24 protein-coding genes and 2 pseudogenes are annotated in these 24973 nt (G+C 67.2%); 8 read left to right on the top strand and 18 right to left on the bottom strand.

All coding sequences use genetic code 11. The features are described from left to right. Positions 1 to 51 precede the first annotated feature (51 nt). Complete coding sequence (locus E0E18_RS01750) at positions 52 to 909, top strand: helix-turn-helix transcriptional regulator (protein ID WP_161972232.1); 858 nt, start codon at positions 52 to 54, stop codon at positions 907 to 909. A 59-nt stretch (positions 910 to 968) separates the two neighbouring features. On the opposite strand, the gene E0E18_RS01755 is transcribed toward E0E18_RS01750, so the two are convergent. The 3 genes from E0E18_RS01755 to E0E18_RS01765 are packed head-to-tail and all read right to left on the bottom strand — an operon-like array spanning position 969 to position 2293. Then, positions 969 to 1154 (bottom strand): hypothetical protein, encoded by a 186-nt coding sequence (locus E0E18_RS01755; protein WP_066587633.1) that lies wholly within the window; start codon positions 1152 to 1154, stop codon positions 969 to 971. A gap of 24 nt (positions 1155 to 1178) precedes the next feature. Next, positions 1179 to 1862, bottom strand: coding sequence for a YceI family protein (locus E0E18_RS01760; protein WP_066589689.1), 684 nt, complete (start codon positions 1860 to 1862; stop codon positions 1179 to 1181). Positions 1863 to 1918: 56 nt separating this feature from the next. Then, a complete protein-coding gene (locus E0E18_RS01765; protein ID WP_066587639.1) occupies positions 1919 to 2293 on the bottom strand; it encodes a hypothetical protein in 375 nt (124 codons plus the stop codon). Positions 2294 to 2337: 44 nt separating this feature from the next. Here E0E18_RS01765 and E0E18_RS01770 point away from each other — a divergent pair, with 44 nt between their 5' ends. Then, positions 2338 to 2709, top strand: a complete 372-nt coding sequence (locus E0E18_RS01770) for an RNA polymerase-binding protein RbpA (RefSeq protein WP_066587654.1) — start codon at positions 2338 to 2340, stop codon at positions 2707 to 2709. Between the two features lie 123 nt (positions 2710 to 2832). Here E0E18_RS01770 and E0E18_RS01775 read toward each other — a convergent pair whose 3' ends face one another. From E0E18_RS01775 to arc, 14 genes are all read right to left on the bottom strand, one after another. Then, complete coding sequence (locus tag E0E18_RS01775; protein ID WP_130839178.1) at positions 2833 to 3606, bottom strand: polyprenol monophosphomannose synthase; 774 nt, start codon at positions 3604 to 3606, stop codon at positions 2833 to 2835. 3 nt (positions 3607 to 3609) lie between these two features. Further along, positions 3610 to 5295 carry an apolipoprotein N-acyltransferase gene (gene lnt, locus E0E18_RS01780; RefSeq protein WP_337189524.1) on the bottom strand — a complete coding sequence of 562 codons (1686 nt, stop codon included), beginning with the start codon at positions 5293 to 5295 and terminating at the stop codon, positions 3610 to 3612. Then, entirely contained in the window at positions 5292 to 5843 is a 552-nt protein-coding gene (locus E0E18_RS01785) for an FxsA family protein (RefSeq protein ID WP_130839179.1), read from the bottom strand. Before E0E18_RS01785 ends, lnt begins: the two co-directional genes overlap by 4 nt. 38 nt (positions 5844 to 5881) lie before the next feature. After that, positions 5882 to 6613 carry an SDR family NAD(P)-dependent oxidoreductase gene (locus E0E18_RS01790; protein WP_066587658.1) on the bottom strand — a complete coding sequence of 244 codons (732 nt, stop codon included), beginning with the start codon at positions 6611 to 6613 and terminating at the stop codon, positions 5882 to 5884. Next, complete coding sequence (locus E0E18_RS01795; RefSeq protein WP_130839180.1) at positions 6610 to 7767, bottom strand: M24 family metallopeptidase; 1158 nt, start codon at positions 7765 to 7767, stop codon at positions 6610 to 6612. Before E0E18_RS01795 ends, E0E18_RS01790 begins: the two co-directional genes overlap by 4 nt. 17 nt (positions 7768 to 7784) lie before the next feature. Then, on the bottom strand, positions 7785 to 10514 hold the full coding sequence (locus E0E18_RS01800; RefSeq protein ID WP_237559593.1) for a DEAD/DEAH box helicase: 2730 nt from the start codon (positions 10512 to 10514) through the stop codon (positions 7785 to 7787). Positions 10515 to 10675: 161 nt separating this feature from the next. Next, positions 10676 to 11539 (bottom strand): twin-arginine translocase subunit TatC, encoded by an 864-nt coding sequence (gene tatC / locus E0E18_RS01805; protein ID WP_130841125.1) that lies wholly within the window; start codon positions 11537 to 11539, stop codon positions 10676 to 10678. An 84-nt stretch (positions 11540 to 11623) separates the two neighbouring features. Next, complete coding sequence (tatA, locus tag E0E18_RS01810) at positions 11624 to 11920, bottom strand: Sec-independent protein translocase subunit TatA (protein ID WP_110481433.1); 297 nt, start codon at positions 11918 to 11920, stop codon at positions 11624 to 11626. Between the two features lie 64 nt (positions 11921 to 11984). Next, positions 11985 to 13010 carry a helix-turn-helix transcriptional regulator gene (locus E0E18_RS01815; protein ID WP_130839181.1) on the bottom strand — a complete coding sequence of 342 codons (1026 nt, stop codon included), beginning with the start codon at positions 13008 to 13010 and terminating at the stop codon, positions 11985 to 11987. Further along, complete coding sequence (locus E0E18_RS01820) at positions 13007 to 14083, bottom strand: helix-turn-helix transcriptional regulator (RefSeq protein WP_130839182.1); 1077 nt, start codon at positions 14081 to 14083, stop codon at positions 13007 to 13009. The genes E0E18_RS01815 and E0E18_RS01820 overlap by 4 nt, the downstream gene beginning before the upstream one ends. After that, on the bottom strand, positions 14080 to 15516 hold the full coding sequence (gene pafA, locus E0E18_RS01825) for a Pup--protein ligase (protein WP_130839183.1): 1437 nt from the start codon (positions 15514 to 15516) through the stop codon (positions 14080 to 14082). The genes E0E18_RS01820 and pafA overlap by 4 nt, the downstream gene beginning before the upstream one ends. Further along, on the bottom strand, positions 15513 to 15716 hold the full coding sequence (locus tag E0E18_RS01830) for a ubiquitin-like protein Pup (protein WP_066587666.1): 204 nt from the start codon (positions 15714 to 15716) through the stop codon (positions 15513 to 15515). Before E0E18_RS01830 ends, pafA begins: the two co-directional genes overlap by 4 nt. Positions 15717 to 15830: 114 nt before the next feature. Further along, positions 15831 to 17366, bottom strand: a complete 1536-nt coding sequence (dop, locus tag E0E18_RS01835; RefSeq protein ID WP_066587669.1) for a depupylase/deamidase Dop — start codon at positions 17364 to 17366, stop codon at positions 15831 to 15833. Further along, positions 17363 to 19054 carry a proteasome ATPase gene (gene arc / locus E0E18_RS01840; RefSeq protein WP_130839184.1) on the bottom strand — a complete coding sequence of 564 codons (1692 nt, stop codon included), beginning with the start codon at positions 19052 to 19054 and terminating at the stop codon, positions 17363 to 17365. Before arc ends, dop begins: the two co-directional genes overlap by 4 nt. Positions 19055 to 19162: 108 nt before the next feature. Between arc and E0E18_RS14290 the strand changes: the two genes are divergently transcribed. After that, entirely contained in the window at positions 19163 to 19288 is a 126-nt protein-coding gene (locus E0E18_RS14290; protein ID WP_272914240.1) for a hypothetical protein, read from the top strand. Here E0E18_RS14290 and E0E18_RS01845 read toward each other — a convergent pair. Further along, positions 19267 to 20103 carry a tRNA (adenine-N1)-methyltransferase gene (locus E0E18_RS01845; protein WP_130839185.1) on the bottom strand — a complete coding sequence of 279 codons (837 nt, stop codon included), beginning with the start codon at positions 20101 to 20103 and terminating at the stop codon, positions 19267 to 19269. The two genes, E0E18_RS14290 and E0E18_RS01845, sit on opposite strands and share 22 nt — an antisense overlap. Positions 20104 to 20269: 166 nt before the next feature. Between E0E18_RS01845 and E0E18_RS01850 the strand changes: the two genes are divergently transcribed. The 5 genes and pseudogenes from E0E18_RS01850 (at position 20270) to E0E18_RS01870 (ending at position 24967) form a co-directional block, all read left to right on the top strand. After that, a complete protein-coding gene (locus tag E0E18_RS01850; protein WP_066587675.1) occupies positions 20270 to 20947 on the top strand; it encodes a YoaK family protein in 678 nt (225 codons plus the stop codon). Between the two features lie 137 nt (positions 20948 to 21084). Next, a pseudogene (locus E0E18_RS14550) lies at positions 21085 to 21378 on the top strand (FAD-binding oxidoreductase); the annotation flags it as partial. 246 nt (positions 21379 to 21624) lie between these two features. Continuing rightward, positions 21625 to 22773 (top strand): annotated as a pseudogene (locus tag E0E18_RS01860) (FAD-binding oxidoreductase); the annotation flags it as partial. Next, the gene (locus E0E18_RS01865; protein WP_066587679.1) at positions 22770 to 24164 is read left to right on the top strand and encodes an FAD-binding oxidoreductase; all 1395 of its coding nucleotides are present in this window, start codon (positions 22770 to 22772) and stop codon (positions 24162 to 24164) included. The pseudogene E0E18_RS01860 and the gene E0E18_RS01865, both read left to right, overlap by 4 nt. Beyond that, a complete protein-coding gene (locus E0E18_RS01870) occupies positions 24161 to 24967 on the top strand; it encodes a RecB family exonuclease (protein WP_130839186.1) in 807 nt (268 codons plus the stop codon). The genes E0E18_RS01865 and E0E18_RS01870 overlap by 4 nt, the downstream gene beginning before the upstream one ends. Positions 24968 to 24973 lie beyond the last annotated feature (6 nt).

Here is a 24973-nt window from a genome sequence, read left to right on the forward strand (position 1 = left end):
TGGCAGGTCGAACCGCCACCACCCCACCCACCCCGTGAAGGACGCTCACCGGTGACCCGGACAACACGACTTTTTAGACTGCTCGACCTTCTGGCCGGTGGAACCCCCTGGTCGACGGACCGGTTGTGCACACTGCTCGACGTCCCTGCCCGGACGCTGCGGCGCGACATCGCCGAGCTCAGAGAGGTCGGGTACGACATCGTCGGAGTACCCGGACCCGGCGGGCACTACCGGCTTTCCGCGGACAGCCGACTCCACGGCGCTCCTCCCCCCGTCCGTCCGACCCGGCACGGCACGGCAACCGACGCCACGTGGGCAGGCTCTCCCGCCACCTCCGACGCCGTGGAGGTCGACACCAGGGTCCCCGGAGTGCCCGACAGCCGGCTCGCCGTCCTCACCGCAGCAGCCGAGGAACACCATGAGGTGACCTTCACCCACAGGGGCAGGGACGCCACCTCCGCCAGAACTGTGGAACCCGTCCGGCTCGTGCTCCTCGATGGCCGGTGGTACCTGCACGGATGGGACCGCGACCGCAGGGACTGGCGGACATTCCGCATCGACCGGATCGACGACGTCACCGTCACCGGCAACCGCTTCATCCCTGCCCCGCTGCCCGGGAAGGACGCCACCGGCCTGCTGCGCGAGAGATTCAGGGGCCGGCGCACGGTAGAGGTGGTCCTGGACCTGTCCGCGGACCCGGTCACCGCCGCAGCGCGGCTCCACCGGGTCGACGGCACCCTGGAGGCACTCGAGGGTGGACGGGGCACCCGCTACACCGCGCTCGTGGACTCCTACGAGTGGCTCCTGACGGTCCTCCTTCTCAGCGACGTCGATTTCACCGTGGTCAGACCGGCAGGCTTCAGGAGCGCTGTGGCGGCAGTCGCGGAACGGTTCGGACGTGCCCTGTGAACTGTGGCGGCGAAGTTCCGGAGGCCCGGGCACCCTCCTGCCGCTCCCCGGCCCTCCTCCTATTTCAGGTACTTCTCGTCGTGGTACAGCTTCCACAGCTGCCAGCCGGTGAACCCGAGGAACAGGACACACACGGCGACGCACACCAGCGGCACCCAGCCGTCGAGGAAGAGCAGTACGACGATGAAAGCGAGAAGTGTCACCAGCCGTATCCAACGGGTGGTGACCATGACAGTGCGGTCCACGGGTAACTCCTGTTTCCGGTACGGCTAGCTGAGGGCGAGGACGAGCAGCAGGTCGATGGTACCGTCGTCGGCGATCTGGGAGGCGACGAACTGCGGCGACTGGAGCCCGAAATCCTTGCGCACGACCGGGAGTTTACCCTCGACGATGACGTTCTCCCCGGTCCTCAGAACCTTGAGGTCGGCCGACACCTGTCTCGTCTCACCGTGGAGGGTGAGGTCACCGGTGAGCTTCACCGTGGCCGCGGTCCCGTCGTCCGGCAGTGCGGAAAGGTCTGCCGGTTTCGTGACCTCGAACACGGCGTCCGGGTACAGGTCGGTCTGGAGGATGTGCCGCCGGACGTTGATGTCGCGCTTCTCGATGTCGGAGCCGATGGAGTTGACGTCGACGGTGACGGTGCCCTCGGTGAGGGTGCCGTCGTTGACGATGAGGTCGCCGGTGACGCCCTCCCCGCGTCCGGAAGTGGTCTTGGCCTGACCCGGCAGAACCTCGTCGAAGGTGTAGCCGGCCTGGGACCGGTTCGCACCCACCCCGGGGATCACCGACCAGTGACCGTCGACTCCCACGCTCGCGGGCTCCCCTGATCCGTCGGCGATGGACGCAGTCTGCAGTCCGTGACTGGTGATGAGCCGGTACACCGGGGGTGCGACCAACCCGACAGCCATGGCGATGACTGCGACGACGAACAGCGTGACAAGTCCCTTACGCATGCCGACCATGTTATCCGGCACCGGCCCCCGGACCCGCATCGGTCCATAAAGACCGGTTATCGCTCATCGACCCGGCCCCGGATCTTCTCCGCTGCCCGGGCGAGGTCGACCAGCTCACGGCACAGCGCACCGACGGATTCGGCGTCCTCCCCCGCCGCGACGGCCTCCGCGACATCCTCGGCACTGCAGCGCAGCTCGAACAGTCTGTCGGTGAGCTCCTCGGCCGCCGCGCGCGGCAGAATGAGAGCGTCGGCGGGGACAGAAGTTCCTGCCAGGTCCCGTCGCTGCTCATACGCCCGCTGCCGGCAGGAGTGACCGCAGTAGCGGCGGCGGCGGCCGCTGCCGGACTGGGTGACTTCCCTGCCGCACCATGCACAGTGGGTGACCTGTTCTGAGCTGCGGTGGGAAGGATCGGGAATGTGGGGTAACATTATGGGGTTGACAATACGCGAGAGACCGGAAGGATGATGCAGCGATGGCAGATCGCGTTCTCCGCGGAAGCAGGATGGGCGCCGTCTCCTATGAGACGGACCGTGACCATGACCTGGCACCCCGAAACGTGGCGAAGTACCGGACCGAATCGGGGGAGATCTTCGAGGTCCCCTTCGCCGATGACGCCGAACTCCCGAACGAGTGGCTGTGCAAGAACGGCCAGGTGGGAAAACTTCTTGAAGGTGAAGGACAGGAGTCCAAGCCCGTCAAGCCCCCGCGTACCCACTGGGACATGCTGCGCGAGCGCCGTTCCATCGAGGAACTCGACGTACTCCTCGAGGAGCGCATCGAGCTTCTCCGCAAGCGCCGGCGAAACGCGATGAAGCTTCTCAAGGAACAGGAGTCCCAGTCGTAGACCGGCCCTGTCAGCGGAGCTCCTGAGGTCTCCGCGGGCCGGAGCCGGCAACGTCAGCCTGTTCCGGTGGCCGGCCGGACCGCCCTGCGGGACCCCGGCGGCTGCTAACTGAAACTGCCGGCTCTACCGGCCGAACCGGTGCAGCAGGGACGCCGTCAGCTTTCCGAGCTGTTCGAGGCGGTGCCGGAGACCCCATCTGGTGACCTCGAGGAGACTGTCCTTGACGAAGCTCCCGTCAAGCTTCGATTCGCCGATCACCCTCTCCGTGAAAGTGATCGGTACCTCGCGGATGTCTGCCCCGGCCTGCACGGCCCGCCATGCCAGATCAACCTGGAAGATGTACCCCGCACCCGAGAGTTCGTCCAGGTCGAACTGCTCCAGAAGTTCCCGACGGTACGCCCGGTAGCCGGCGGTCATGTCCGACAGTCCGGCTCCCAGGGCCAGGGAGATGTACATGTTGCCGCCCTTGGACAGCAGCCACCGGTACCAGGGCCAGTTCACGGTGCGGCCACCACGGACGTACCTGGCGCCGATGACGAGGTCCGCTCCCCTGTCGATCTGGTCGAGCAGGAGGTGCAGCTGCTCGGGGGCGTGGGAGCCGTCGGCGTCCATCTCGCAGATGACCTCGTACCCCTTCTCCAGGCCCCACCTGAACCCCGCGACATAGGCACCGCAGAGACCACCCTTGCCGGCCCGGTGGATCACGTGGATGTGTCCGTCCTCGGCAGCCAGTTCGTCGGCGAGGTCCCCGGTCCCGTCGGGACTGTTGTCGTCGACGACGAGGATGTCGACCCTCTCCGGTTCGGCGGTCCGGACCCTGCCCGTGATCAGGGGCAGATTCTCCTTCTCGTTGAAGGTCGGGATGATGACGAGGGTTCTGTCGCTGGGATGTGCCACTGCTTACCTCTGTTTGGTCGGACGGACAGTTCGGGTCGGTCGTGCGGGACGGGCGGTTTCCACAGTGCGGCCGGAGCGGCCGGAGCGGCCGGGGCGTGAGGACCGGCCGGAGCGGGCAGCCACGAAGGCGTACACCACTGCTGCGGAGCCGAAGGCGGCGAACACCCACTCCGCCACCGGCCCGACACGTGCGGACAACGTCACAGTATCCCGCACGGGGACATCCGCCTGCAAAATGCCCTGCCGGAAAATCTCCGTACGTTGGCTGACCGAACCGTCCGGTTCGACGATCGCGGAGACCCCTGAGGTCGCCGCGACGACCACGGCACGGTCGTACTCGATCGCCCGCATACGGTTGATCGCCAACTGTTGGTAGGTCATGTCCGTGAAACCGAAGGTCGCATTGTTGGTGGGACTGGTGAACACCGTCGCACCGTTGCGCACGGCGTCGCGGTAGGCCCCGTCGAAGGACACTTCGTAGCAGGTGGCCACGGCCAGGGTCTGCCCCGCGGCGTCCACCGTGTTGTCGCCGGTTCCCGGGAGGAAGTTCCCCGCCATGTCGACATAGGGGCTGACATGCCTCAGCAGGTCGCGGAACGGCATGTACTCGCCGAACGGCTGGAGGTACTTCTTGACGTGCTGCTGGCCGGGGCCGTTCTGCGGATCCCACACGATCACCACGTTCCGGTCCCCCTCCTCGTCGCGGGTCACCGCCCCGACGAGGACCGGCGCACCGATCTGAGCGGCCGCGTCCTGGATGCGGGCGTAGGCGTCAGGGTTACGGTAGGGGTCGACATCGGAGGCGTTCTCCGGCCAGACCACCAGGTCGGGGCGTGTCCGTTGGCCGTTCCTGACCTCGGCGGCGAGCTGCTCGGTCGCACGTACGTGATTGTCCAGGACGGCCTCGCGCTGGGCGTTGAAGTCCAGCCCCAGACGGGGGACATTGCCCTGTACGGCGGCGACGTTGAGGGTGGGACTGTCGTCACCGGAGGACCACACCGGAGAGACCACAGGAATCAGTAGACCGCCGATGAGGGCCAGAGCGACCGGGACGGCGCCACTGACCCACCGCCGGTGCGCCAGAAGGCTCAGTGCGAAACCGGTGAGCACGACTGCGAACCCGACCAGAGAGGGACCCGCGACACTGATCCACTGTGCCAGCGGTCCCCCCAGCTGACCCCAGGCCAGACGGGCCCAGCCGAACCCGCCGAACGGCCAGTTGGCGCGCAGCCACTCCACTGCGACATAGCAGGCGGGCACGGCCAGCAGGAGCAGCGGATGACGGTGCCAGTGGCGCAGGAGGTACGCCAGTCCGGCGCCGAAGAGCAGGCAGTACAGGGATTCGACCAGTGACAGACCGATCCAGGCGATCGCGCCGACGTACTCCCCCACCCACGGCAGCAGGAACAGGTAGCAGGTCAGTCCCTGGACCCAGGTCAACCACAGGATCCACCGGGTGGGGTGCCGCGTGGCGGAGCCGGTAGGACCGGCGCCGTCGGTGACACGGTAGACGGCGAGGAAGAGGACGCCGAATCCGAGCGGTGCCGCCCACCACAGCCCCGTGGGCTGGTAGGAGGCGAACTGGGCGACCCCGGCGAAGGCTGCTGCAGCAGTCAGTGCGGCGAATCTCAGGGCAGGCTTCGCCGCCCCTGCCGGCTCAGACGATCCGCCTCGGCCGGAACGGGTCACCGGGGGTCACCGGCGTCCCCGGTGGTACCGGAACCGTGACCTCCCGGAGGATCCTCCCGGTCACGTACCGTACCGCCGTCACCGGCCTCCCCGGCGCGGTGGTCGATGACCTCTCCCCAGCCGGCGTCGCCGTCATTTCGGCCCCTGCCTGTGAAGATCCCGGTCCCGGAACCGGCGAACCGTTGACCGACGGAGATGACGCGAAGTCCCAGACTACGACCGAGACGTGAAGCGATGACCGTTCTCACCGGAGGCACTGCCACCACGAGACCGATGATGAACGTGGCTATCCCGGGAATGACGAGAAGAAGGCAGGCGAGCAGCGTCACCGCGGCATCTGCCGTGAAAGTGTCGGTCTTCGCCGGATCGGAGCGCTGGGAGGGGATACGGCTCCGCATTCTGCGGAGCAGGGCCCTGGCGATGAGGAACCCGATGACCGGTGTGAGCAGGAGCGCCGGGAAGACCCAGCCGAACCCCACCCATCGTCCGAGGAGAACGAGAGTGACGATTTCGACGGCCGGATAGACCAGGAACAGGAGGCGGAGCATGCGGACCACTGTACCGGCCGGACCGGACAGGTACGGTGTCACCGTGGTGCGAGCCGCCACAGAAAACGCGGCACCAGTCGCATGACCCGGGCCAGCAGTCCCAGCGACCGGGGCACCCACACATCGGTAGTCCCCTTCTGCAGCGCCCTGACCACGGCATCCGCCACCACGTCCGGTGTCGTCGACAACGGTGCCGGCTCCATCCCCCCGGTCATCCGGCCGATGACGAACCCCGGCCGTATGACCGTCAACCGCACTCCGGTGCCACGCAGGGCGTCCTGCATGCCCTGGCAGAACCCGTCCAGCCCGGCCTTCGCCGAACCGTAGACATAGTTCGGACGCCTCACCCGCGCCCCGGCAATCGACGAGAACGCCACCAGGTCGCCCCTCCCCCTGGCCCTCATCCGTTCCGACAGCTCGGTGAGCAGCACCGCCTGCGCCGTGAAATCCGTGTGGAGCACACGTGCCACTTCGCGACCGTCGCGCTCAGCCAGCTCCTGGTCCCCGAGGACACCGAAAGCGGCCACTGCCGTGTCTATCGCGCCGCGGGACTCGATGTCCCCGATCACGGACGCCTGCGCCTCCACATCGTCGGCGTCGAAGAAGACAGATTCGACGACAGCAGCTCCTGCCGTACGGCAGGCGTCCCCGAGAGCGGTCAACGACTCAGGCCGCCGGGCGGCGAGCACGATCTCATTGCCCGGTGCGAGACGGGTGATGATCTCTCCGCCGATCTCGCTGCTCGCCCCGAACAGGACGATGCGGCTCATGACCCCTCCCCTGCACCTGCTGCGACCAGGTCGCGGGTCGTGACATTCAACGGTTCGCAGCCGTCAGCGGTGAGCACCACGATGTCCTCGATCCTGGCACCCCAGTCGCCCGGCACGTAGATCCCCGGCTCGACAGAGAAGGTCATGCCCTCCTCCAGTGTGAGTCCATTGCCGGCGATGATGAACGGTTCCTCATGACCTGACAGGCCGATGCCGTGGCCGGTGCGGTGGGTGTAGAACCTGCCGTAACCGGCGTCGACGATGATGTCGCGGACGATCGTGTCCAGTGCACCGGCGGTGATGCCGGGCTTCGCGGCGTCCAGCCCGGCCTGCTGTGCCCGGCGCAGGACGCGGTACGCCTCCACCTGGTCCGGACGGGCGGCGTCCACCGGGCCGACGATATAGGTACGGGTGCAGTCCGAGTGGTATCCGGAGTCCAGTGTGCCTCCGATGTCGATGACGACAATGTCACCTTCTTCCAGGATCCGGTCGGAGTAGTCGTGGTGCGGGTCTGCGCCGTGCGGGCCAGAGCCGACGATGATGAAGTCCACGGCCACATGCCCGGCCAGGATGAGCTTCTCCAGATCACCGGCGACCTCCCGCTCGGTGCGGCCGGCGCGCAGTAGACCGGGGACCTGACGGTGCACCTCATCGATGGCGGCCCCGGCCCGACGCAGCTCCGCGATCTCGGACGCGTCCTTGACCATGAACACGTCCCGCAGTACCGCGGTGGCGTTGACCGTTCTCAGACCGCGGGCCTGGAGGTTCAGCAGGTGATTGGCGGGCATCTCGCCGGAGACCGCGACTGTGGCGTCTGTGGCGTCAGTGGCGTCTGCGGCGTGCCTGTGAATGTCTCCGACGGCGAGCTCGAGTGCATCCTGACCGTCGGTCCACGGCACGACCTGTACCCCGGCCTGTCCGGCGATCCCGTCGCGCAGTGCCCCGGCGTCCACGGCGGGCACCACGATGCGGCGGGTGGTCGGGGTGATGACGAGGGCTGAGAATCGCTCGTGGGTGTCGATGTCGCTGGCCAGCAGGAACCGTAGGTCGGCACCGGGGGTGAGTACCGCGGCGTCGATGTGCTGCTGCCCGAGCAGCGCTGCGACGGCGTCGAGACGTGCGGTGTAGGTGGAAAGTGGGAACGGGACAGTCATGGTCCCCCACTCTACGACTACGACGTAGCTCCGAGCTCCACCACGCCACGCCGGATCGCGGGAACCGCTCTGCGTGCGGCGGCTCTCACGGAGTCTGCGTAGCCGGTCCGTTTCACCTGCTCCAGCAGGTCGATCACCCGGGTACACCAGCGTACGAAATCCCCCGGGGTGAGCTGTGAGCCGGCGGCCTCAGCCGCCCGCAGACAGTAGTCCAGCGGGGCACCTGAGGTCCACTGGTGTACGGCGGTGGCGAAACCTGTCTGCGGTTCGCGGGTCAACGGCAGTCCGTGCCGGGTCTCGTCGCTGGTCAGCTCACCGTGGATGCGTCCCACCGCGGATATCGCGGTGGCCAGGGCTTCTGTCGGCACCTCGGTGACGTGCCGTCCGGTGGTCTCACGACGGTTCTCGAAGACGACTGTCGAGGCCACTGCCGCGAGTTCCGCCGGATCGAGATCGTCCCACACTCCTCGTCGCAGACACTGGGCAACCAGCAGATCCGATTCGTGGTGGATCCGGGACAGGCGCTCTCCCTCTGCCGTGACCTGCAGGTTCTCCCTCAAGGGATCACCGGCGTACTCCACGTAGTCCAGTTCCACCAACAGGTCGAGAATGTGATCGAAGGTCGCTGACAGGGTCTCTGAATCCGGGGTCACCGCCTCCAGCTCCCGGTCCAGGGTCCGGCGGGCGGCGACGACCCGCTCGGCCGGGCGCACCAGATCCTCCCGGTTTCGCAGCGAGTGCACCGGGTGCATGTGCACCTTCTCCCGCAGTACCGCCGCCTCGCGTGATGAGCCGCCGCCGGCCTTCATCTTCAACTTCCGTGGCCTGTCGACCCGCTGACGCCGCAGATTGGACGCCACCGCCCGGGCGTTGCGCTTCGGTGAGCGTCCCGCGTTCCTGTGCAGCTTCATGTGACCGACCGGCACCGGCACATTGCCGAAGGACTCCGGGGCGACCGGACCGCACCAGCCGTCCTCCACGACGATCCACGGCCGCGGGTGCCTGTGGTCGGAGTCTGACCGTACGACCACCGCGACGTCCGGGTTGTTGCCGGTGGGCAGGGCGATGATGTCGCCCACACTCAGCGACGACAGCAGGTTGGAGATCTCCTTCTCCCGCTGGCTGCCGGAATCGAGTTTCGACTTCCGCTCCGCCAGTGCCAGGTCACGGCGCAGGGCGGCGTACTCGATGACGTCCCGGGACGTCAGGTCCGTGTGCTGTGACCGCAGCTGCCCTGCCAGGTCCTTCTCCAGGCCGGCGAGGTCACGGCGTCGGCGCGTCATCCGGGAGGCCTGTTCCACCACGTGTGCGGCAGCCTGGTACTGGGCGAAGGAGCGGTCCAGTAGCTGCTGGGCTGCGCCGTATCCCCGGGTGGCGATGAGGTTGACGGCCATGTTGTAGCCGGGCCGGAAGGTGGAGTCCAGGGGGTAGGTCCGGGTCCCGGCGAGCTGTGCCACGGCGTGAGGGTCCAGTCCCCTGGACCACAGGACGACCGCATTGCCCCGGGTGTCGATGCCGCGGCGTCCCGCCCTTCCGGTGAGCTGCGTGTACTGCCCCGGGGTGAGCTCGACGTGCGATTCGCCGTTGTACTTCACGAGCTTCTCGAGCACCACTGACCGGGCGGGCATGTTGATGCCCAGTGCGAGCGTCTCCGTGGCGAAACAGGCTTTCAGCAGGCCCCTGCCGAACAGGTCCTCGACAATGTGGCGGAATGCGGGCAGCATGCCGGCATGGTGGGCGGCGTAGCCGTTGCCCAGCGCCCGACGCCACTGGCGGAAGCCGAGGACGCCGAGATCGCCGGTGGGGATGTCCCGGACCCCGTCGTCGACGGTGCGTAGGATGGCGTCCCGGTCGGCGTCGGTGGTGAGGCGTACGCGGTCGACGAGGAGCTGACGGACCGCTCCGTCACAACCGGCGCGGGAGAAGATGAAGTAGATCGCCGGCAGCATTCCGGCGGCCCCCATCCGGGCGATGACGTCGGTGCGTTTCGGTCCCGTGCGTCTGCCCTTCTCCTCCGCGCGCGCCGCTGCGGCGAGGACGGCCCTGTTGGCTTCCTCGGGGTGACCGGGGTCGTTGAGGGGAAGGATCTGCCGGTCGACCATCATGAACTGGTCGAGAGGGACCGGACGGTGGGTCGTGATGATGATGTCGGTGTCACCGCGGACCGTGGTCAGCCAGCCTCCGAACTCCTCCGCATTGCTCACCGTCGCCGACAGGCTCACCAGGACGACGGAGGGGTCGAGGTTGAGGATGACCTCCTCCCATACCGGCCCGCGGGAAGGGTCGGCGAGGAAGTGGACCTCGTCCATCACGACGTGGGTGAGGTTGTCGAGCCGTTCGGAGCCTGCGTAGATCATGTTGCGCAGCACCTCGGTGGTCATGACGATGACGGGCGCGTCACCGTTGACGCTGGTGTCTCCTGTGAGCAGGCCGACCTTCTCCGGTCCGTACCGCGCGACAAGGTCGTGGTACTTCTGGTTGCTCAGTGCCTTGATCGGGGTGGTGTAGAAGCACACCCCGCCACGTTGGAGGGCGAGGTGGACGGCGAACTCCCCGACCACGGTCTTCCCCGCCCCGGTGGGGGCGCACACCAGGACCCCTCGTCCGGCGGCGACCGCACAGGCGCCACGGAGCTGGAAGTCGTCGAGGGGGAACGGATACTGCGTGATGAAGGACGCCACGGCTTCGGGAAGTACCGCCGGGACCCCTGCTGCGGTGGAGTTGTCCACCGGGTCAGAGGATGTCATCGAGATTTCCGGACGTGTAGCTGTTCCCGCTGTTGCCGTGGGGGCCGGACTGACCGGACCGGGGGGGGTCGTGGGATAGGACACACTCTACAGAATTCCCGACACAGGCAACACGCCGGTACCGGATACTCCGCGCCACGGGTACCCCCAGACTCTCCCCCTTATGAAACGGTACNGGACAGCGGAGCGGCGGCGAGGACCGACGACGCTGCCCCGTCATCGAGTGCGTCGGTGTCGAAGGTGTCGGCTGAAGCGGGATCCAGGCCTGCCCGGCGGGCACGACGCCGGTCGTTGACTCGCGCGAACTGGGTGGCCATCTCCATCATGACGCACAGCGACACGGCGAGGATGATCATGGACACGGGATCCTGGCCGGGGGTGACCAGGGCGGCGAAGACGAACAGGAACATGATGATGATCCGCCGCTTCTCCTTGAGCACCCGGTACGGGAGGACGCCGGCGAGATTGAGCATCACCGTGATCAGCGGCACCTCGAAACTGACCCCGAAGATGAGCAGCAGAGCGAGAGCGAAGTTCAGGTACTCCTTGCCGTTGAGCGCGGAGATCTGGGCGTTGTCGCCCATGGTCATGAGGAAATCGAGACCGTAGGCGAGGACGAAGTAGGCCAGGACCGCGCCGAAGACGAAGAGGAGGGTGGCGACTGTAGCGAATCCGCGGGTCCAGCGCTTCTCGTTCTTCTTCAGCCCCGGGGTGATGAACCCCCAGATCTGACCCAGCCACACCGGGGCAGACAGCACGAGACCGGCGATGAGGCCGACCTTGAGCCGGAGCATGAACATGTCGAACGGCGCCGTGGCCAGCAGCCTGCAGTCTCCGGCGTCACCACCGAGCCGGTTCTCCGGGGGCACCTGGCAGTACGGTTCCTTGAGGATGTCGCCGAGGCTCGGGGTCCCGAGCACCGAGGCGTCATACCAGATGTAGCCCAGGATCGTGCCGACGGCCACGGCGGCCAACGCGATGAGGAGCCTGCGACGCAGTTCCTTGAGATGCTCGACCAGGGTCATGTTCGCGCCCTCGGCGCGGACCTTACGTCGGGAGGTACGCCGGGGCCGGACCCCGGTCTGCTCAGTGGTGGACATCGTCGGGGGCTAGAGCTCCCGGGTCCCGGTTTCCGTGGCGGAGCCCTTCACCGGGACGTCACCGGTGGTCGTGTCGGCGACATGCGTCGCGGGGTCGGCGATCCGGCGCGCCGCCTCAGCTTCTGCGGACACGGCAGGGGCTTCGACAGCGGGCTTGTCGTCGTTCTTCATCTCCTTCATCTCACTCTTGAAGATCCGCATGGAACGGCCGAGGGAACGTGCCATGTTCGGCAGCTTGGCAGCGCCGAACAGGAGCAGCAGAACGACGACGATGAGGAGAAGCTCGGGCCATCCGATGTTGCCCATTGGTCAGTGCCTTTCAGTAGTGGTACCGGGCCGTGAAGAGGCCGTAGAAGTTACACCGGTCAGGTTACGCCAGGCGTCCGTACGCGGCCAATGCGGACTCGCACCTGTTCACCGCACGTTCAGCTACGTCCGCCGGCTCAACGGCGGTGATCTCCGGGGCGTAGGCGATGAGGAAGCGGTCCAGCCACTGCCCGGTGTCGGGGATCTCGACCCGGGTACCGTCGATATGCCACACGGGAAGGTACTCCAGCATCCACATCGCCTCCCCGGTCAAGGTCAGTTCGGCCCAGGAGTCGGCGGCGTCAAGGAAACCGAACGGGTCCTCCGCCGTGATCTGCCGGGGCTGTGCGGGCGGGGCGGCACGGTCGAGGATCTCGACGTCGTCCATGCGTGACACCGAGAAACACCTCTGCGGTCCGGTGTCCTCCCCCGCCGCGGGGCGTCCCCACAGGTAACCCGAACCGTCGAGCACGGCGACGGTGTCAGGGATGATCTCCCGCACTGTCCGGGAGTCGGAGGACACCGAGAGATAGGAGAACCGCACCCACCGCCGGGACGAGTTCGCCTCGCGCAGAACCGCCAGGGTGTCCGCGGCGGAGGAACCCGGGCCGGTTTCCGCCGGTGCCGCCGGGGTGGGGACCGGCAGGGGTCCACCCCGGTGGCGGGGGGGCACCAGGGAACGGACCACAGAGGCGGCACTGTCGGCGTCGGCGCGTTCCCCGTCGGTGAGGATGCTGGACAGTTTCTCCAGGTTCAGTACCAGGGTGGCGGCCTCCGTGTCATTCAGGGCGAGGGGGCGGCCGAGGCCCTGGAGGTCCCTCAGCGTCACTCCGGCACCGTCGATGTCCAGGTCCACGGTGTCGCCCGGCAGAAGCCCCGGCAGGCCGCTGTACCTGACCTGCCTCAGTTCCTCCCGCAGCTGCGGGACACTCACCCCGAACCGTTCCGCGGTGGTCATGAGCGTGGCGTCCGGATGTGTCCGGAACCAGGCCAGCACCGACAGGATCCGTCTGAGCTGGTCGAGCCTGCTCACCGCACTGCCCCTGCGGGACGGTGCGGCGGGGGAAGCTGCATCACCGGTGGTGGTCACGGTTGTCCTCCTGTGTCGTCGGCGTCCCCGGCGTCCCCTGGCGTCCCCGGCACTGTGCCGGCACTGCGGGACAGGATGTCACGGGCGTGGCGGAGCAGGGTGACGATCTCGCCCACGATGTCGTCGGGGCCGAGCACCACCGCATCCGGGGCGTAGGCGGCGGCGGTCCTGACCAGCCAGAGGCGGTCCACCGGCCCGACCGTGAGGACCTCCCCTTCCCTGTGCAGGACAGGGTCTCCCACCGCCCGGGCGCGCAGTTCCTGCGCCCGACCGTTACGGAAGAGCACGGTCGCGGTGACCAGGGAGGACGCCGCCTCCAGACCTTCGATGACCAGTTCGCGGACGGGACGGTCCGGGACAGGCACGGACCGTGTGGCGGGCACCGGTTCCAGGTCGGCGATGCGGGAGAGTCTGAAAGTGCGCTGGGCACCGCGGTCGACATCGTGGCCGGTGAGGAAGAGACGGCCGTCCACCGCGGCGACCCCCCACGGTTCGAGGGTGCGTTCCCGGGGTTCCGCGGTGGGGCTGGGCCAGTAGTTGAAGCGCAGCAGGTGTCCCTGATCCAGGGACCGGGTGAGCGTACGGATGTCGTCGTCGGTCAGGTCGGTGGTGTCGGGCAGTGCCCCGACGACCGGTGCGGGGCCTCCGACGGAGACAGGACCGGCAGGCGTGAGCTTCGTCACCGCGGCACGTACCAGGGCAGCCAGTTCCGGTTCCATCGCCCACCGGCTGGCGGCGGAGACCGCCGCCCACTGCCCGGGGGTGAACCGGAACTCCGGCAGGAAACTGGTCTCCCGGTCCACGCTGTACCGCTTCTCGGTCAGTCCTTCGTCATCCGTGGCAGACTCCACGGTGACCTGCACCCCCAGCTGCCGGAGGATCAGACGGTCGCGTTCGAGCTGTTTACGGACCGTGTCGGCCGTGCCCTCGTAACCCCCGACCTTCTCCCTGATCCACCCGGTCGACCGTGGGGTACGGCTGTCGAGGAGTGTCACCAGGAGGTTGAGGATCCTGGAGGCGCCTTCCTCCCAGTAGACCGGCACGGGGCGGTTCCGACCTGACCTCCCGCTCATGCCGGGGACTCCGCCAGGACGGTGAGGAGGTCGTCGAGTCCGGCCTCGATCTCCGGGGAGGTGACGAGGAAGGGGTCGGGCAGGAGCAGTTCTCCCCCGCCCTCCCCGTTGACCTTGAGGCGGGTCCAGTCCACCGTCGTCGTCCGTGACGAGGCCCGGGCTGCGGCGAGGAACCTGCCCCGCACGGCGGCACGGGTGGTCGCCGGCGCCCGCCTGGTCGCAGCCTCGACAGCCTGCGGGTCGACGAGGGTGCGGGCGGCCCCCCGACGGACCAGGAGCCGGAAGAGTCCCCGCTCAGGGTTGATGTCGTGGTAGGTCAGGTCGATCTGGGCGATGCGGGGATCCGTGATCTCCAGACCGTTTCGCTCGGCTACCGCGTCGAGCAGCTTCTTCTTGATCACCCAGTCGATCTCGGTGTCCACGGCGGAGAAGTCCCCGGTACCGAAGCAGTCCAGGACCCGACCCCACAGGTCGAGGACGTCGGCGAGCTGGTCGTCGGGAGTGCCGGTGCCCTCAGCTTCGCGCCGGGTCAGCCACTCCGCGGCCGCAGAGTGGAAGGCGCGCTGGATCTCCAGGGCGGTGACGGTCCTCCCGTCGCGCAGTTCCAGCGGGGCTGCGCCGGTGAGGTCGCGGGCGATCTCCCGGATGGACCTGATCTCGTTGGACAGTTCGAAGTCCGGCAGTTCCACACCGGCCTCGATCATCTCGAGGACGAGGAGGGTCGAGCCGACCTTCAGTGCCGTCGTGGTCTCGGACATGTTCGAGTCCCCGACAATGACGTGGAGTCTGCGGTAGAGGGAGGAGTCGGCGTGCGGCTCATCCCGGGTGTTGATGATCGGCCGGGACCTGGTTGTCGCCGAGGAGACTCCCTCCCAGACGTGGTCTGCCCGCTGGGAGAGGCAGAACCCCGGCCCGAAGTTCTCGTTGGGGGAACCGGGTGACGGGACGCTGACCTTCCCCGCCCCGCAGATGAGCTGTCGGGTGACGAGGAACGGGAGCAGCTGCGCGGACAGTGCCTTCAGCGGCATCTCCCTTCCGACCAGGTAGTTCTCGTGGCAGCCGTAGGAGTTGCCGACCGAGTCGGTGTTGTTCTTCAGGAGGTAGACTCTGCCGCCCACGCCCCGTCGGGCCAGGGACTCCTCGCAGGCGACGGCGAGTCGGTTGAAGATCACCTCGCCCGCACGGTCGTAGGTGACCAGCTGGTGCAGGGAGTCACATTCTGCTGTGGCGTACTCCGGGTGGGCACCCACGTCGAGATACACGCGGGAGGCGTTGGGCCAGTAGATGTTCGAACTGCGGTGTTCTTCGACAACCGGGGCAAACAGGTGGCGTGCCACCTCGTCGGGGCCGAGACGACGGTGGGAGTCCAGGACACTGGTGATCCCGAACTCGGTCTCCAGACCTGTGATCCGACGGGTGTGGACGGTGCTCACTGCCCGCCCTTCTGAACGTAGGACTTCACGAACTCCTCGGCGTTGGACTCCAGCAGCCCGTCGATCTCGTCGAGCAGGTCATCGGTACCGGAGACCTTGAGCTGCTCCTGCCCGGACGCGGTGACGTCACCGGAGGCCGGACCGTCCCCCCGTCCCCGTCCGCCGTGGACCTGACCCTGTCCTGAACCACCTGTCGTCATGTGCGGGATCCTGTTCTTCGTGTAGTAGGTGTCTGTCTGCGCCTGCAGGTCTGTCCGCAGGAATCTGCGTGTGACCTCTCACAGGTGTCTTCTCCTGTGTCCAGGGTAGTCCCGTCAGCTTCCGGGCACCGGTGTGACACAGCCCGGGAGCAGTCTGTCGAGGACCGTGACCAGTTCCCCGGGGGACGCCACGGTCGACAGTGCCTCCTCCAGTTCCGCTGCAGTCGCCCGGGCAGGGTCAGGCATCCGTACACGGGTGGCGGTAGACCCGTCGTGTTCCACGTCGAGTACCAGGGAGTCCCAGTTGGCGGCCAGGAGACTGTCCGGGAAGCGCCGGGTGACCTCACCACGGAGCCAGGCCCGGGTGGTGCGTGGCGGTGTCGTCACCGCGGCCCGGATGTCGGCGGCAGGGACGAGCGTCCTGATCCTCCCCCTCCTGACCAGGGCGTGGTACAGGCCTTTGTCGGGGTCGATGTCGTGGTACTGGATGTCGACCAGCGACAGCCTGGGGTCGCCCCAGTCCAGTCCACGGGAACGGTACGCGTCGAGCAGCGAGTACTTCGCGGTCCAGTCCAGCCGGTCGGCGGTGGACAACGGGTCCCGGGCGAGATCCCCGAGGATCTCGCCCCACAGTTCGACGACGAGGTCGTCCCGGCCGGCGGCGTCGATGTCCAGTGCCTGTACCGTCCTGTCCCGGATCTCCTGCTGGATCTGCACCGCGGTGAGTTCGCGACCGCCGTAGAGACGGAGCGGGCGGGCGCAGCTCAGGTCACGGGACACCTCCCGGACCGCCTCCACCGGGTCGAGCAGTGCGAGGTCGGTGAAGTCCACGCCGGCCCCGACGGCGTCGAGGACCAGGGCGGTGGTCCCGAGTTTGAGGAAGGTGGCGAATTCGGAGAGGTTGGCGTCCCCGATGATCACGTGCATCCGCGCCCAGTCGGAGCCGGAGTGCGGCTCGTCACGGGTGTTGATGATCCCCCGGTTGAGGGTGGTCTCCAGGGAGACCGTGGTTTCGATGTAGTCGGCGCGTTGGCTGATCTGGAAGCCCGGGGTCCCACCGGTCTGGCCGATGCCGACCCTTCCCGCACCGGTGTACACCTGACGTGTCACGAAGTGAGGCACGAGTGCCGCCTGGACGGCGGCGGTGTCGTAGGCACGTGGGTAGAGGTAGTTCTCGTGGGCGCCGTAGGACGCGCCCTTGCCGTCGACGTTGTTCTTGTGGATCTGCAGTCTCGGACGGCCCTCGACCTCTCCTGCCGCTCGGGCGGCCTCGTGCATCATCAGTTCACCCGCCTTGTCCCAGATCACGGCGTCCCAGGCGTCCGTCGTCTCCGGCGAGGAGTACTCCGGGTGCGCGTGGTCGACGTAGAACCGGGCTCCGGACGTGGTCACCACATTCGCGTTGCCCAGGGAGTTGGGGTCGATCACCGGTGCGGTGCGGTAGCGGCGCAGGTCGAAGCCCCGGACGTCACGCAGGGGCGACTCCTGTGCGTAGTCCCACCGGGTCCGTCGGTCGACCCCGGCACCGGAGGCTGCCGCGTAGGCGACGACCGCCCTGGTGGAGGATTCGATCGGACTGGTCGTCGGGTCGTCGGGGGTGATGATGCCGAACTCGGTTTCGGTGCCGAGGATCCGTCTCGGCCGGTTCATGCCGCCACCTGGTCGTGGTGGACGGTGATGTCGACGACACGACGGGAGCTGTGGCCGGATATGCGGGCCCATTCGGCGGGGTTGGTTGTGTCGGGCAGGTCGTCGTTGTCGTGGCACTCCTCGGCGACGGCGAGGTCGACGTGCCCGGTGGAGATACCGTCACCCCTGCCCTGCAGGGCGTCCTTGATCGCGAATTTCTTGGCACGGTCGACGATATTGGCCAGCATCGCCCCGGAGGCGAAGTCACCGTAGTAGAGGGTGCGGGTCGTTCCGTCGGCGAAATGCAGGGTGAGGAAAGGCATGTCGCGGGAGAAGAGTCTGTCGACGATCCTCTCCCGGAGCTGCGCGGCACTGACCCCGGGTTCCAGAGGCAGGTCGTCGGTGAGGTACTTGCCCAGGATGTCGAGGGAGGCGGCACGGTCAGGACGCTCCACCCGGATCTTCACGTCCAGACGGCCGGGGCGCAGGATCGCCGGGTCGATCAGTTCCTCCCGGTTGGACGCCCCGATGACGATGACATTCCTCAGACCCTCCACACCGTCGATCTCGGCGAGGAGCTGGGGGACGACCGTGGACTCCATGTCGGAGGACACGCCGGTGCCGCGCGTCCTGAAGATCGCCTCCATCTCGTCGAAGAAGATGATGACCGGGGAACCCGCCGAGGCGATCTTCCGGGCGCGTTCGAAGATGAGCCGGATCTGCCGTTCGGTCTCACCGACGAACTTGTTGAGCAGCTCGGGGCCCTTGATGTTCAGGAAGTAGGAGCGGGCGGAATCCCCGTGGCCTGCATTGTGTCCGGCTACCTGTCCGGAACCCTGTTCCCCATCCTGTCCCGCGCTCTGGGCCGCAGCGTCCATCCTCCGGGCCAGGGAGGACGCCACAGCCTTGGCGATGAGGGTCTTCCCGCAGCCGGGAGGACCGTAGAGGAGAACTCCCTTGGGCGGCAGCAGACCGTAGCTGCGGTACATCTCCGGATGCAGGAAGGGAAGCTCGACGGCGTCGTGGAGCTGTTCGATCTGACTCTTCAGACCTCCGATGTCGGAGTAGGAGACGTCCGGGACCTCCTCCAGGATGAGGTTCTCCACCTCGGCCCTGGTGACGACCTCGAAGGCGTAGCCTGCCCGACGGTCCACGACGACCGTGTCGCCGGCGCCGACCTGCCCCTCCCTGATCGCGGAGGTCAGTGCTCCGGCGCACCGCATGAGAGACTCCTCCCCCAGCTTGTCGGCGACGATGATCCGGGATCCGTCTACAACCTCGACCACGGTCGCCAGGTCGCCGGAGTCGGTGACTCCGCACACCTCGACGACCTGCTGGCCCTCCCCCAGCCGGACCAGCGCCCCCGGCTGCAGGTCCCGGCGGTCGACCCGGGGGCTGACCTGCAGGCGCATCCGCCTGCCCGCGGTGTGGACCTCGGCGGTGGTGGCGTCCGGCCCGGACTCCAGCAGCGTGCCGTAGGTGCTCGGAGGCTCGGCCAGCGCATCGAGGCGGGCGTTGAGCTCGTCCAGCTTGTCGCGGCTGGCCTTGAGCAGTTCCGTGAGCTTCGCATTGCGGGTGCCCAGGGTCCGGTTCGCCAGCTGGAGCTGACGGTAGGATTCCGGGCCGGAGGTCACCGGGGACGAGGGGCCGCCGGGACCTCCGCCTGATCGGGCTTCGGGGGTGGTGTCGTGGGCCGGGCCGTTGGTCATGTCGACCAGTCTACTAGGCAGGTAACCCTGGGTTGACCGGTACCGGCGGACCGGCGTCCCGAGCCTGCTGCCGGACCCTGCACAGCAGGCCCTGCTGCAGGGCCCTGCATGGCAGGCTCTGCCGCCGGGCCCTACTTCCGGGCCCTGCCGGTCGGACCCTACTTCCGGGCCCTGCCGGTCGGACCCTACTTCCGGGCCCTGCCGGTCGGACCCTACTTCCGGGCCCTGCGCTGAGGACGCGGGGCCACGGTACCGTCGGCCAGTCTCCGCGCCCAGACCAGAAACGCCGTATGGGCGTTCATCCGGTGCTCGGGACGGGTCGCCAGGCCCTCGACCTTCCACTCCCGCACCAGGGACTCCCACGCCTTCGGCTCGGTGAAGCATTTCAGTTCCCGGATGCCCTCCATCACCTTCATCAGCTGCGGGACCGTGGCGACGTAGGTCATGAACACCCCGCCCGGGATGAGCAGGTCCCGTACCGTCTCCAGGCATTCCCACGGGGCGAGCATGTCCAGGATCACCCGGTCCACCGGACCGTCCGTGTCCCCGACGGTGACGTCCCTCAGGTCGCCCAGGCGCAGGTCCCAGTTGTCCGGGTGGCCTCCCATGTACTCGTCGACGTTGGTTTCGGCGAAGGCGAGATGGTCTTCCCTGACCTCATAGGAGATGACTCTGCCGTGTTCACCGACCGCCCGCAGCAGGGTCATTGACAGAGCACCGGAGCCGGCACCTGCCTCCAGCACCTTCGCGCCGGGGAAGATGTCCCCTTCGACGAGGATCTGCGCGGCGTCCTTCGGGTAGATCACCGCCGCTCCGCGGGGCATGGACAGAACATGGTCGACGAGCAGGTGCCGGAAGCACAGGTACTCACCTCCGACGTGGGAGACCACGACGGTTCCCTCGTCGCGGCCGATGATGTCGTCGTGCCTGATCTCACCTTTGTGGGTGAAGTAGCTTCCCCCCGGTTCCAGGGTGATTGTGTAGTGCCGGCGTTTGGCGTCGGTGAGCTGTACCCGGTCTCCGGGCTGGAACGGACCCGAGTAGGCCACGGTGTCCCCTTCATCTGTCGTCGTCTGTGTCGTGGAGGTGCCGTGCAGGTTGCGGCCGGCTGACCCGACCAGTCTAGAGCGAAGAGCCCGGATCTCCAGATCACCGCTGTCGTGTTTCCCCGACGGGTCCGGTTTCGCGCAGGGACGCCCACGGTAGTGTGAGCGCGTGCATACCTACCGTCGTGGCGAGCAGCTTCTCGCTGTCGCCCTCACCGTGCTGGCCGGGTTCGTCGACTCGGTCGGCTTTCTCTACCTCGGTGGCGTCTTCCTGTCGTTCATGTCAGGGAACACGACCCGATTCGCCACCGCCGCAGTGGAAGGCGACACCCACCTTGCCGTCCTGGCGGGCAGCTGTCTGGTGCTGTTCGTCACCGGTGTCATTCTCGGTGCCCTGGTCAACCGGCTGTCGGCGCGTCGCTGGGACATCACCCGTGCCCGTGAGGCGGTGATGGTCACCGTGACACTGCTGTTCGGCTTTTCCGCCCTGCTCGTCGCGCTGGACGCCGACCGTCCCGCCACCCTCGTGCTCTCCGTGGGAATCGGGGTGATCAACAGTGTCTTTGAACGCGACGGTGAGGTGGCGGTCCCTCTCACCTACATGACGGGCACCCTGGTGAAGATGGGACAGAGGATGGTGGACGCCTTCTTCGGAGGGGAACACATCCGGTGGATCTCGCACCTGCTGCTGTGGTGCGGACTGGCGACCGGTGCGGTGTGCGGTGCCCTCGTCTTCCAGGCGCTGGGAATCTCCACGGTGTACGTCATCGCCGTCTACATGCTCGTCCTCACTGTGGTGAACCAGATTGTCCGGGGCTACCGGCGTCGGCGTGGCCTGCCGCTGTGAGCGCACGCTGAGCATGTTCTGAGGAAGATCTCAGAATGTGACGGGCCCGGGAAAGGCCGGAAAAGGCCGGGAAAGCGGGGACGGGGACGGGGGACACTCCGGGGGGGTCCACCCGGCGCAGACTACAGTCATATGTCATGACTGTTTCCAACCCCGGTCCGGTTCCGGGTGCGTCCGCGGCGTCAGCGATATCTGTGGGGGCGGGTGCACCTGTCACAGAGGAGCTGCGCGAACTCGGTGAGAAACTCACCGGTTCACTGACCACCGACCCTGACATCCTCGCCACCTACTCCCGTGACCAGTCCCTCTACTCCCCTCAGGGCACTCCCCTCGCACTTGTCCGTGCACGGTCGGTCGACGATGTCGTCGAGACGGTGAAGTTCGCCCACCGGCGGGGTGTCCCGGTGGTGCCGCAGGGCGCACGGTCGGGCATCTCCGGCGGCGCAAACGCCGTCGACGGGTGCATTCTGCTGTCGGTGCGGTCGATGGACCGGATTCTGGAGGTTGACGAGGTCAACCGGACGGTGACGGTGGAGCCGGGGATCATCAACCTGGATCTGAAGAAGGCGTTGCGTGCCTACGGGCTGGCCTATCCGCCGGATCCGGGGTCGGTGGCGATGTGTTCGGTCGGGGGCAACATCGCGACGAATGCTGGTGGGATGTGCTGTGTGNGAGACGCCGTCGACGGGTGCATTCTGCTGTCGGTGCGGTCGATGGACCGGATTCTGGAGGTTGACGAGGTCAACCGGACGGTGACGGTGGAGCCGGGGATCATCAACCTGGATCTGAAGAAGGCGTTGCGTGCCTACGGGCTGGCCTATCCGCCGGATCCGGGGTCGGTGGCGATGTGTTCGGTCGGGGGCAACATCGCGACGAATGCTGGTGGGATGTGCTGTGTGAAGTACGGGGTGACCCGTGAGTATGTGCGGGAGCTGAAGGTTGTGCTGGCTGACGGGACGGTGACGCGTCTGGGTCACCGGACGGTCAAGGGTGTCGCCGGTCTGGATCTGGCAGCGTTGTTCACCGGGTCGGAGGGGACGTTGGGGGTGATCGTGGAGGCGACGTTGAGGCTGGTGCCTGCCGGTCCGGCACCGTTGAGCGCCCTGGCGACCTTCCCTGACGTCCGTTCGGCGACGGAGGCTGTCGCCGCGTACATGGACACGGGGGCGGAACCGAGTCTCCTGGAACTGATGGACAGCATCACGGTGGGTTTCGTCAACGAGATCGGGGATTTCGGTCTGGACGCCAGTGTGGGGGCGGTGCTGATCATGCAGTCTGATTCGGTGACGGCGGCGGCGGACACGGGGGCGTTCGCGTCGGTGGCCCGTGACAACGGTGCCCTGGACGTGGCTTTCGCCGACAATGCCGAGGATTCGGAACTGCTTGTCGCCGCCCGCCGCTCCGCCCAACCGGCCTGGGAGCACTACGCACACAGTCACGGCGGAGGTCAGCTCCTCGACGACGTCTGCGTTCCCCGTTCGAAGATGGTCGAGTTCTGCGGTCGCGTCGAGGAGATCAGTGCCCGGACCGGGGCGATGGTGGCGGTCATCGCCCATGCCGGTGACGGCAACATGCACCCCTCGGTCTTCTTCGACACCGGAGACCCGGAATCGGTTGCCCGGGCCCAGGACGCCTTCGACAGGATCATGGCGCTGGGTCTGGAACTCGGCGGTACGATCACCGGCGAACACGGCGTGGGAAACCTGAAGAGCCGGTGGCTGGCGGAGGAACTCGACGAGGGCAACCGTAGACTGCACCGTGAGATCAAGAACGCCGTCGACCCGACGGGAATCCTCAACCCCGGAAAGATGCTGGAGCACCTGTGAACGTCACCACCTCCGGCCTGGCGGATCTCGCCGGCCGGCTCACCGGTTCGCTGACCACCGACCCTGACGTCCTGGAGACCTTTTCCGGGGACGAGTCAGAGTACCGGGCGGAAGGTTCCCCTCTGGCACTGGTCCGTGCCGCCACCGTCGACGATGTCGTCGAGACGGTGAAGTTCGCCCACCGGCGGGGTGTCCCGGTGGTGCCTCAGGGTGCACGTTCCGGACTGTCGGGCGGGGCCTGCGCCGTCGACGGGTGCATTCTGCTGTCGGTGCGGTCGATGGACCGGATTCTGGAGGTTGACGAGGTCAACCGGACGGTGACGGTGGAGCCGGGGATCATCAACCTGGATCTGAAGAAGGCGTTGCGTGCCTACGGGCTGGCCTATCCGCCGGATCCGGGGTCGGTGGCGATGTGTTCGGTCGGGGGCAACATCGCGACGAATGCCGGTGGGATGTGCTGTGTGAAGTACGGGGTGACCCGTGAGTATGTACGGGAGCTGAAGGTTGTGCTGGCTGACGGGACGGTGACGCGTCTGGGTCACCGGACGGTCAAGGGTGTCGCCGGTCTGGATCTGGCGGCGTTGTTCACCGGGTCGGAGGGGACGTTGGGGGTGATCGTGGAGGCGACGTTGAGGCTGGTGCCTGCCGGTCCGGCACCGTTGAGCGCCCTGGCGACCTTCCCTGACGTCCGTTCGGCGACGGAGGCTGTCGCCGCGTACATGGACACGGGGGCGGAACCGAGTCTCCTGGAACTGATGGACAGCATCACGGTGGGTTTCGTCAACGAGATCGGGGATTTCGGTCTGGACGCCAGTGTGGGGGCGGTGCTGATCATGCAGTCTGATTCGGTGACGGCGGCGGCGGACACGGAGGCGTTCGCGTCGGTGGCCCGTGACAACGGTGCCCTGGACGTGGCTTTCGCCGACAATGCCGAGGATTCGGAACTGCTTGTCGCCGCCCGCCGCTCCGCCCAACCAGGTAACGAGCACTACGCCCGTAATCACGGAGGGGGACAGCTCATCGACGATGTCTGCGTACCACGCTCCCGTCTCGCCGACTTCTGCTCGGGTGTGGAGCGCATCAGGGACGAGACGGGCACGGTGGTCGCCCTGGTCGCCCACGCCGGTGACGGCAACGTCCACCCGTCGGTGTTCTACGACCGCAGGGATCCCGCCTCCGGCGTGGCGGCGACCGAGGCTTTCGACAGGATCATGGCGCTGGGTCTGGAACTCGGCGGTACGATCACCGGCGAGCACGGTGTCGGTGCGTTGAAGAGCCGGTGGCTGGCGGAGGAGCTCGACGAGGGCAACCGTAGACTGCACCGTGAGATCAAGAACGCCGTCGACCCGACGGGAATCCTCAACCCCGGAAAGATGCTCGATTGTCTGTGACCCGACGTCCCCTCGCCCTCTCCCCCTCCCGGGTGGGAGACTACCGGCAGTGCCCGCTGCTCTACCGGCTCCGGGCGATTGACCGTCTGCCGGAACCGAGCACTGTCGCGCAGGTCAAGGGAACTCTGGTCCACGCTGTACTGGAGGAGCTCCACGGTCTCCCGCGTGAACGGAGGACCTATCCGGCTGCCGTGAAGATGCTCGTGCCGCACTGGGACTCGATGAGGGCGGAGGACCCCGAGCTCGACAACCTGGTCCCGGACACTGACCGGCAGGATTTCCTCGTCGCTGCCAGGGACCTGGTCAAAGGTTATTTCCTCATGGAGAATCCCGAGGGTTTCGACGCCGAGGCCTGCGAGAAGTTCGTCGACCTCACCCTGCCCAACGGGGTGCCGGTACGCGGCTTCATCGACCGGGTGGATGTCGCGCCGTCCGGTGAGGTGCGTGTCGTCGACTACAAGACGGGAAAGAAGCCGGCTCCCCGGTTCGCCGGTCAGGCGATGTTCCAGATGCGTTTCTATGCGCTGGTGTGGTGGCGACTGTTCGACCACATTCCCGAGCAGCTCCGTCTGATGTACCTGAAGGTCCGCGACGACCTGGTGCTCTCCCCCACCCCGGCGGAGCTGAACTACGTGGAGAACGACCTTGGGAGGGTCTGGGCTGCTGTCGGGGAGGACGCCAGATCCGGGAATTTCGCACCGAAGACCTCGAAACTGTGCGGATGGTGTTCCTTCCGGTCGGTCTGTCCCGCTTTCGGAGGCACGCCACCGGAGTATCCCGGTGTCCCACCCGAGTTCAGCTGACCGGGG

It is taken from the genome of Corynebacterium neomassiliense, from assembly GCF_900626215.1.
Classification (GTDB): domain Bacteria; phylum Actinomycetota; class Actinomycetes; order Mycobacteriales; family Mycobacteriaceae; genus Corynebacterium; species Corynebacterium neomassiliense.

Excerpts from the sequence above, each read along its gene's own strand:
- E0E18_RS01760 (WP_066589689.1), bottom strand. The coding sequence starts at position 1,862 with ATGCGTAAGGGACTTGTCACGCTGTTCGTCGTCGCAGTCATCGCCATG.
- E0E18_RS01765 (WP_066587639.1), bottom strand. The coding sequence starts at position 2,293 with ATGTTACCCCACATTCCCGATCCTTCCCACCGCAGCTCAGAACAGGTC.
- E0E18_RS01770 (WP_066587654.1), top strand. The coding sequence starts at position 2,338 with ATGGCAGATCGCGTTCTCCGCGGAAGCAGGATGGGCGCCGTCTCCTAT.
- E0E18_RS01785 (WP_130839179.1), bottom strand. The coding sequence starts at position 5,843 with ATGCTCCGCCTCCTGTTCCTGGTCTATCCGGCCGTCGAAATCGTCACT.
- E0E18_RS01790 (WP_066587658.1), bottom strand. The coding sequence starts at position 6,613 with ATGAGCCGCATCGTCCTGTTCGGGGCGAGCAGCGAGATCGGCGGAGAG.
- E0E18_RS01795 (WP_130839180.1), bottom strand. The coding sequence starts at position 7,767 with ATGACTGTCCCGTTCCCACTTTCCACCTACACCGCACGTCTCGACGCC.
- E0E18_RS01800 (WP_237559593.1), bottom strand. The coding sequence starts at position 10,514 with ATGACATCCTCTGACCCGGTGGACAACTCCACCGCAGCAGGGGTCCCG.
- tatA (WP_110481433.1), bottom strand. The coding sequence starts at position 11,920 with ATGGGCAACATCGGATGGCCCGAGCTTCTCCTCATCGTCGTCGTTCTG.
- E0E18_RS01820 (WP_130839182.1), bottom strand. The coding sequence starts at position 14,083 with ATGAGCGGGAGGTCAGGTCGGAACCGCCCCGTGCCGGTCTACTGGGAG.
- E0E18_RS01830 (WP_066587666.1), bottom strand. The coding sequence starts at position 15,716 with ATGACGACAGGTGGTTCAGGACAGGGTCAGGTCCACGGCGGACGGGGA.
- dop (WP_066587669.1), bottom strand. The coding sequence starts at position 17,366 with ATGAACCGGCCGAGACGGATCCTCGGCACCGAAACCGAGTTCGGCATC.
- arc (WP_130839184.1), bottom strand. The coding sequence starts at position 19,054 with ATGACCAACGGCCCGGCCCACGACACCACCCCCGAAGCCCGATCAGGC.
- E0E18_RS14290 (WP_272914240.1), top strand. The coding sequence starts at position 19,163 with ATGGCAGGCTCTGCCGCCGGGCCCTACTTCCGGGCCCTGCCGGTCGGA.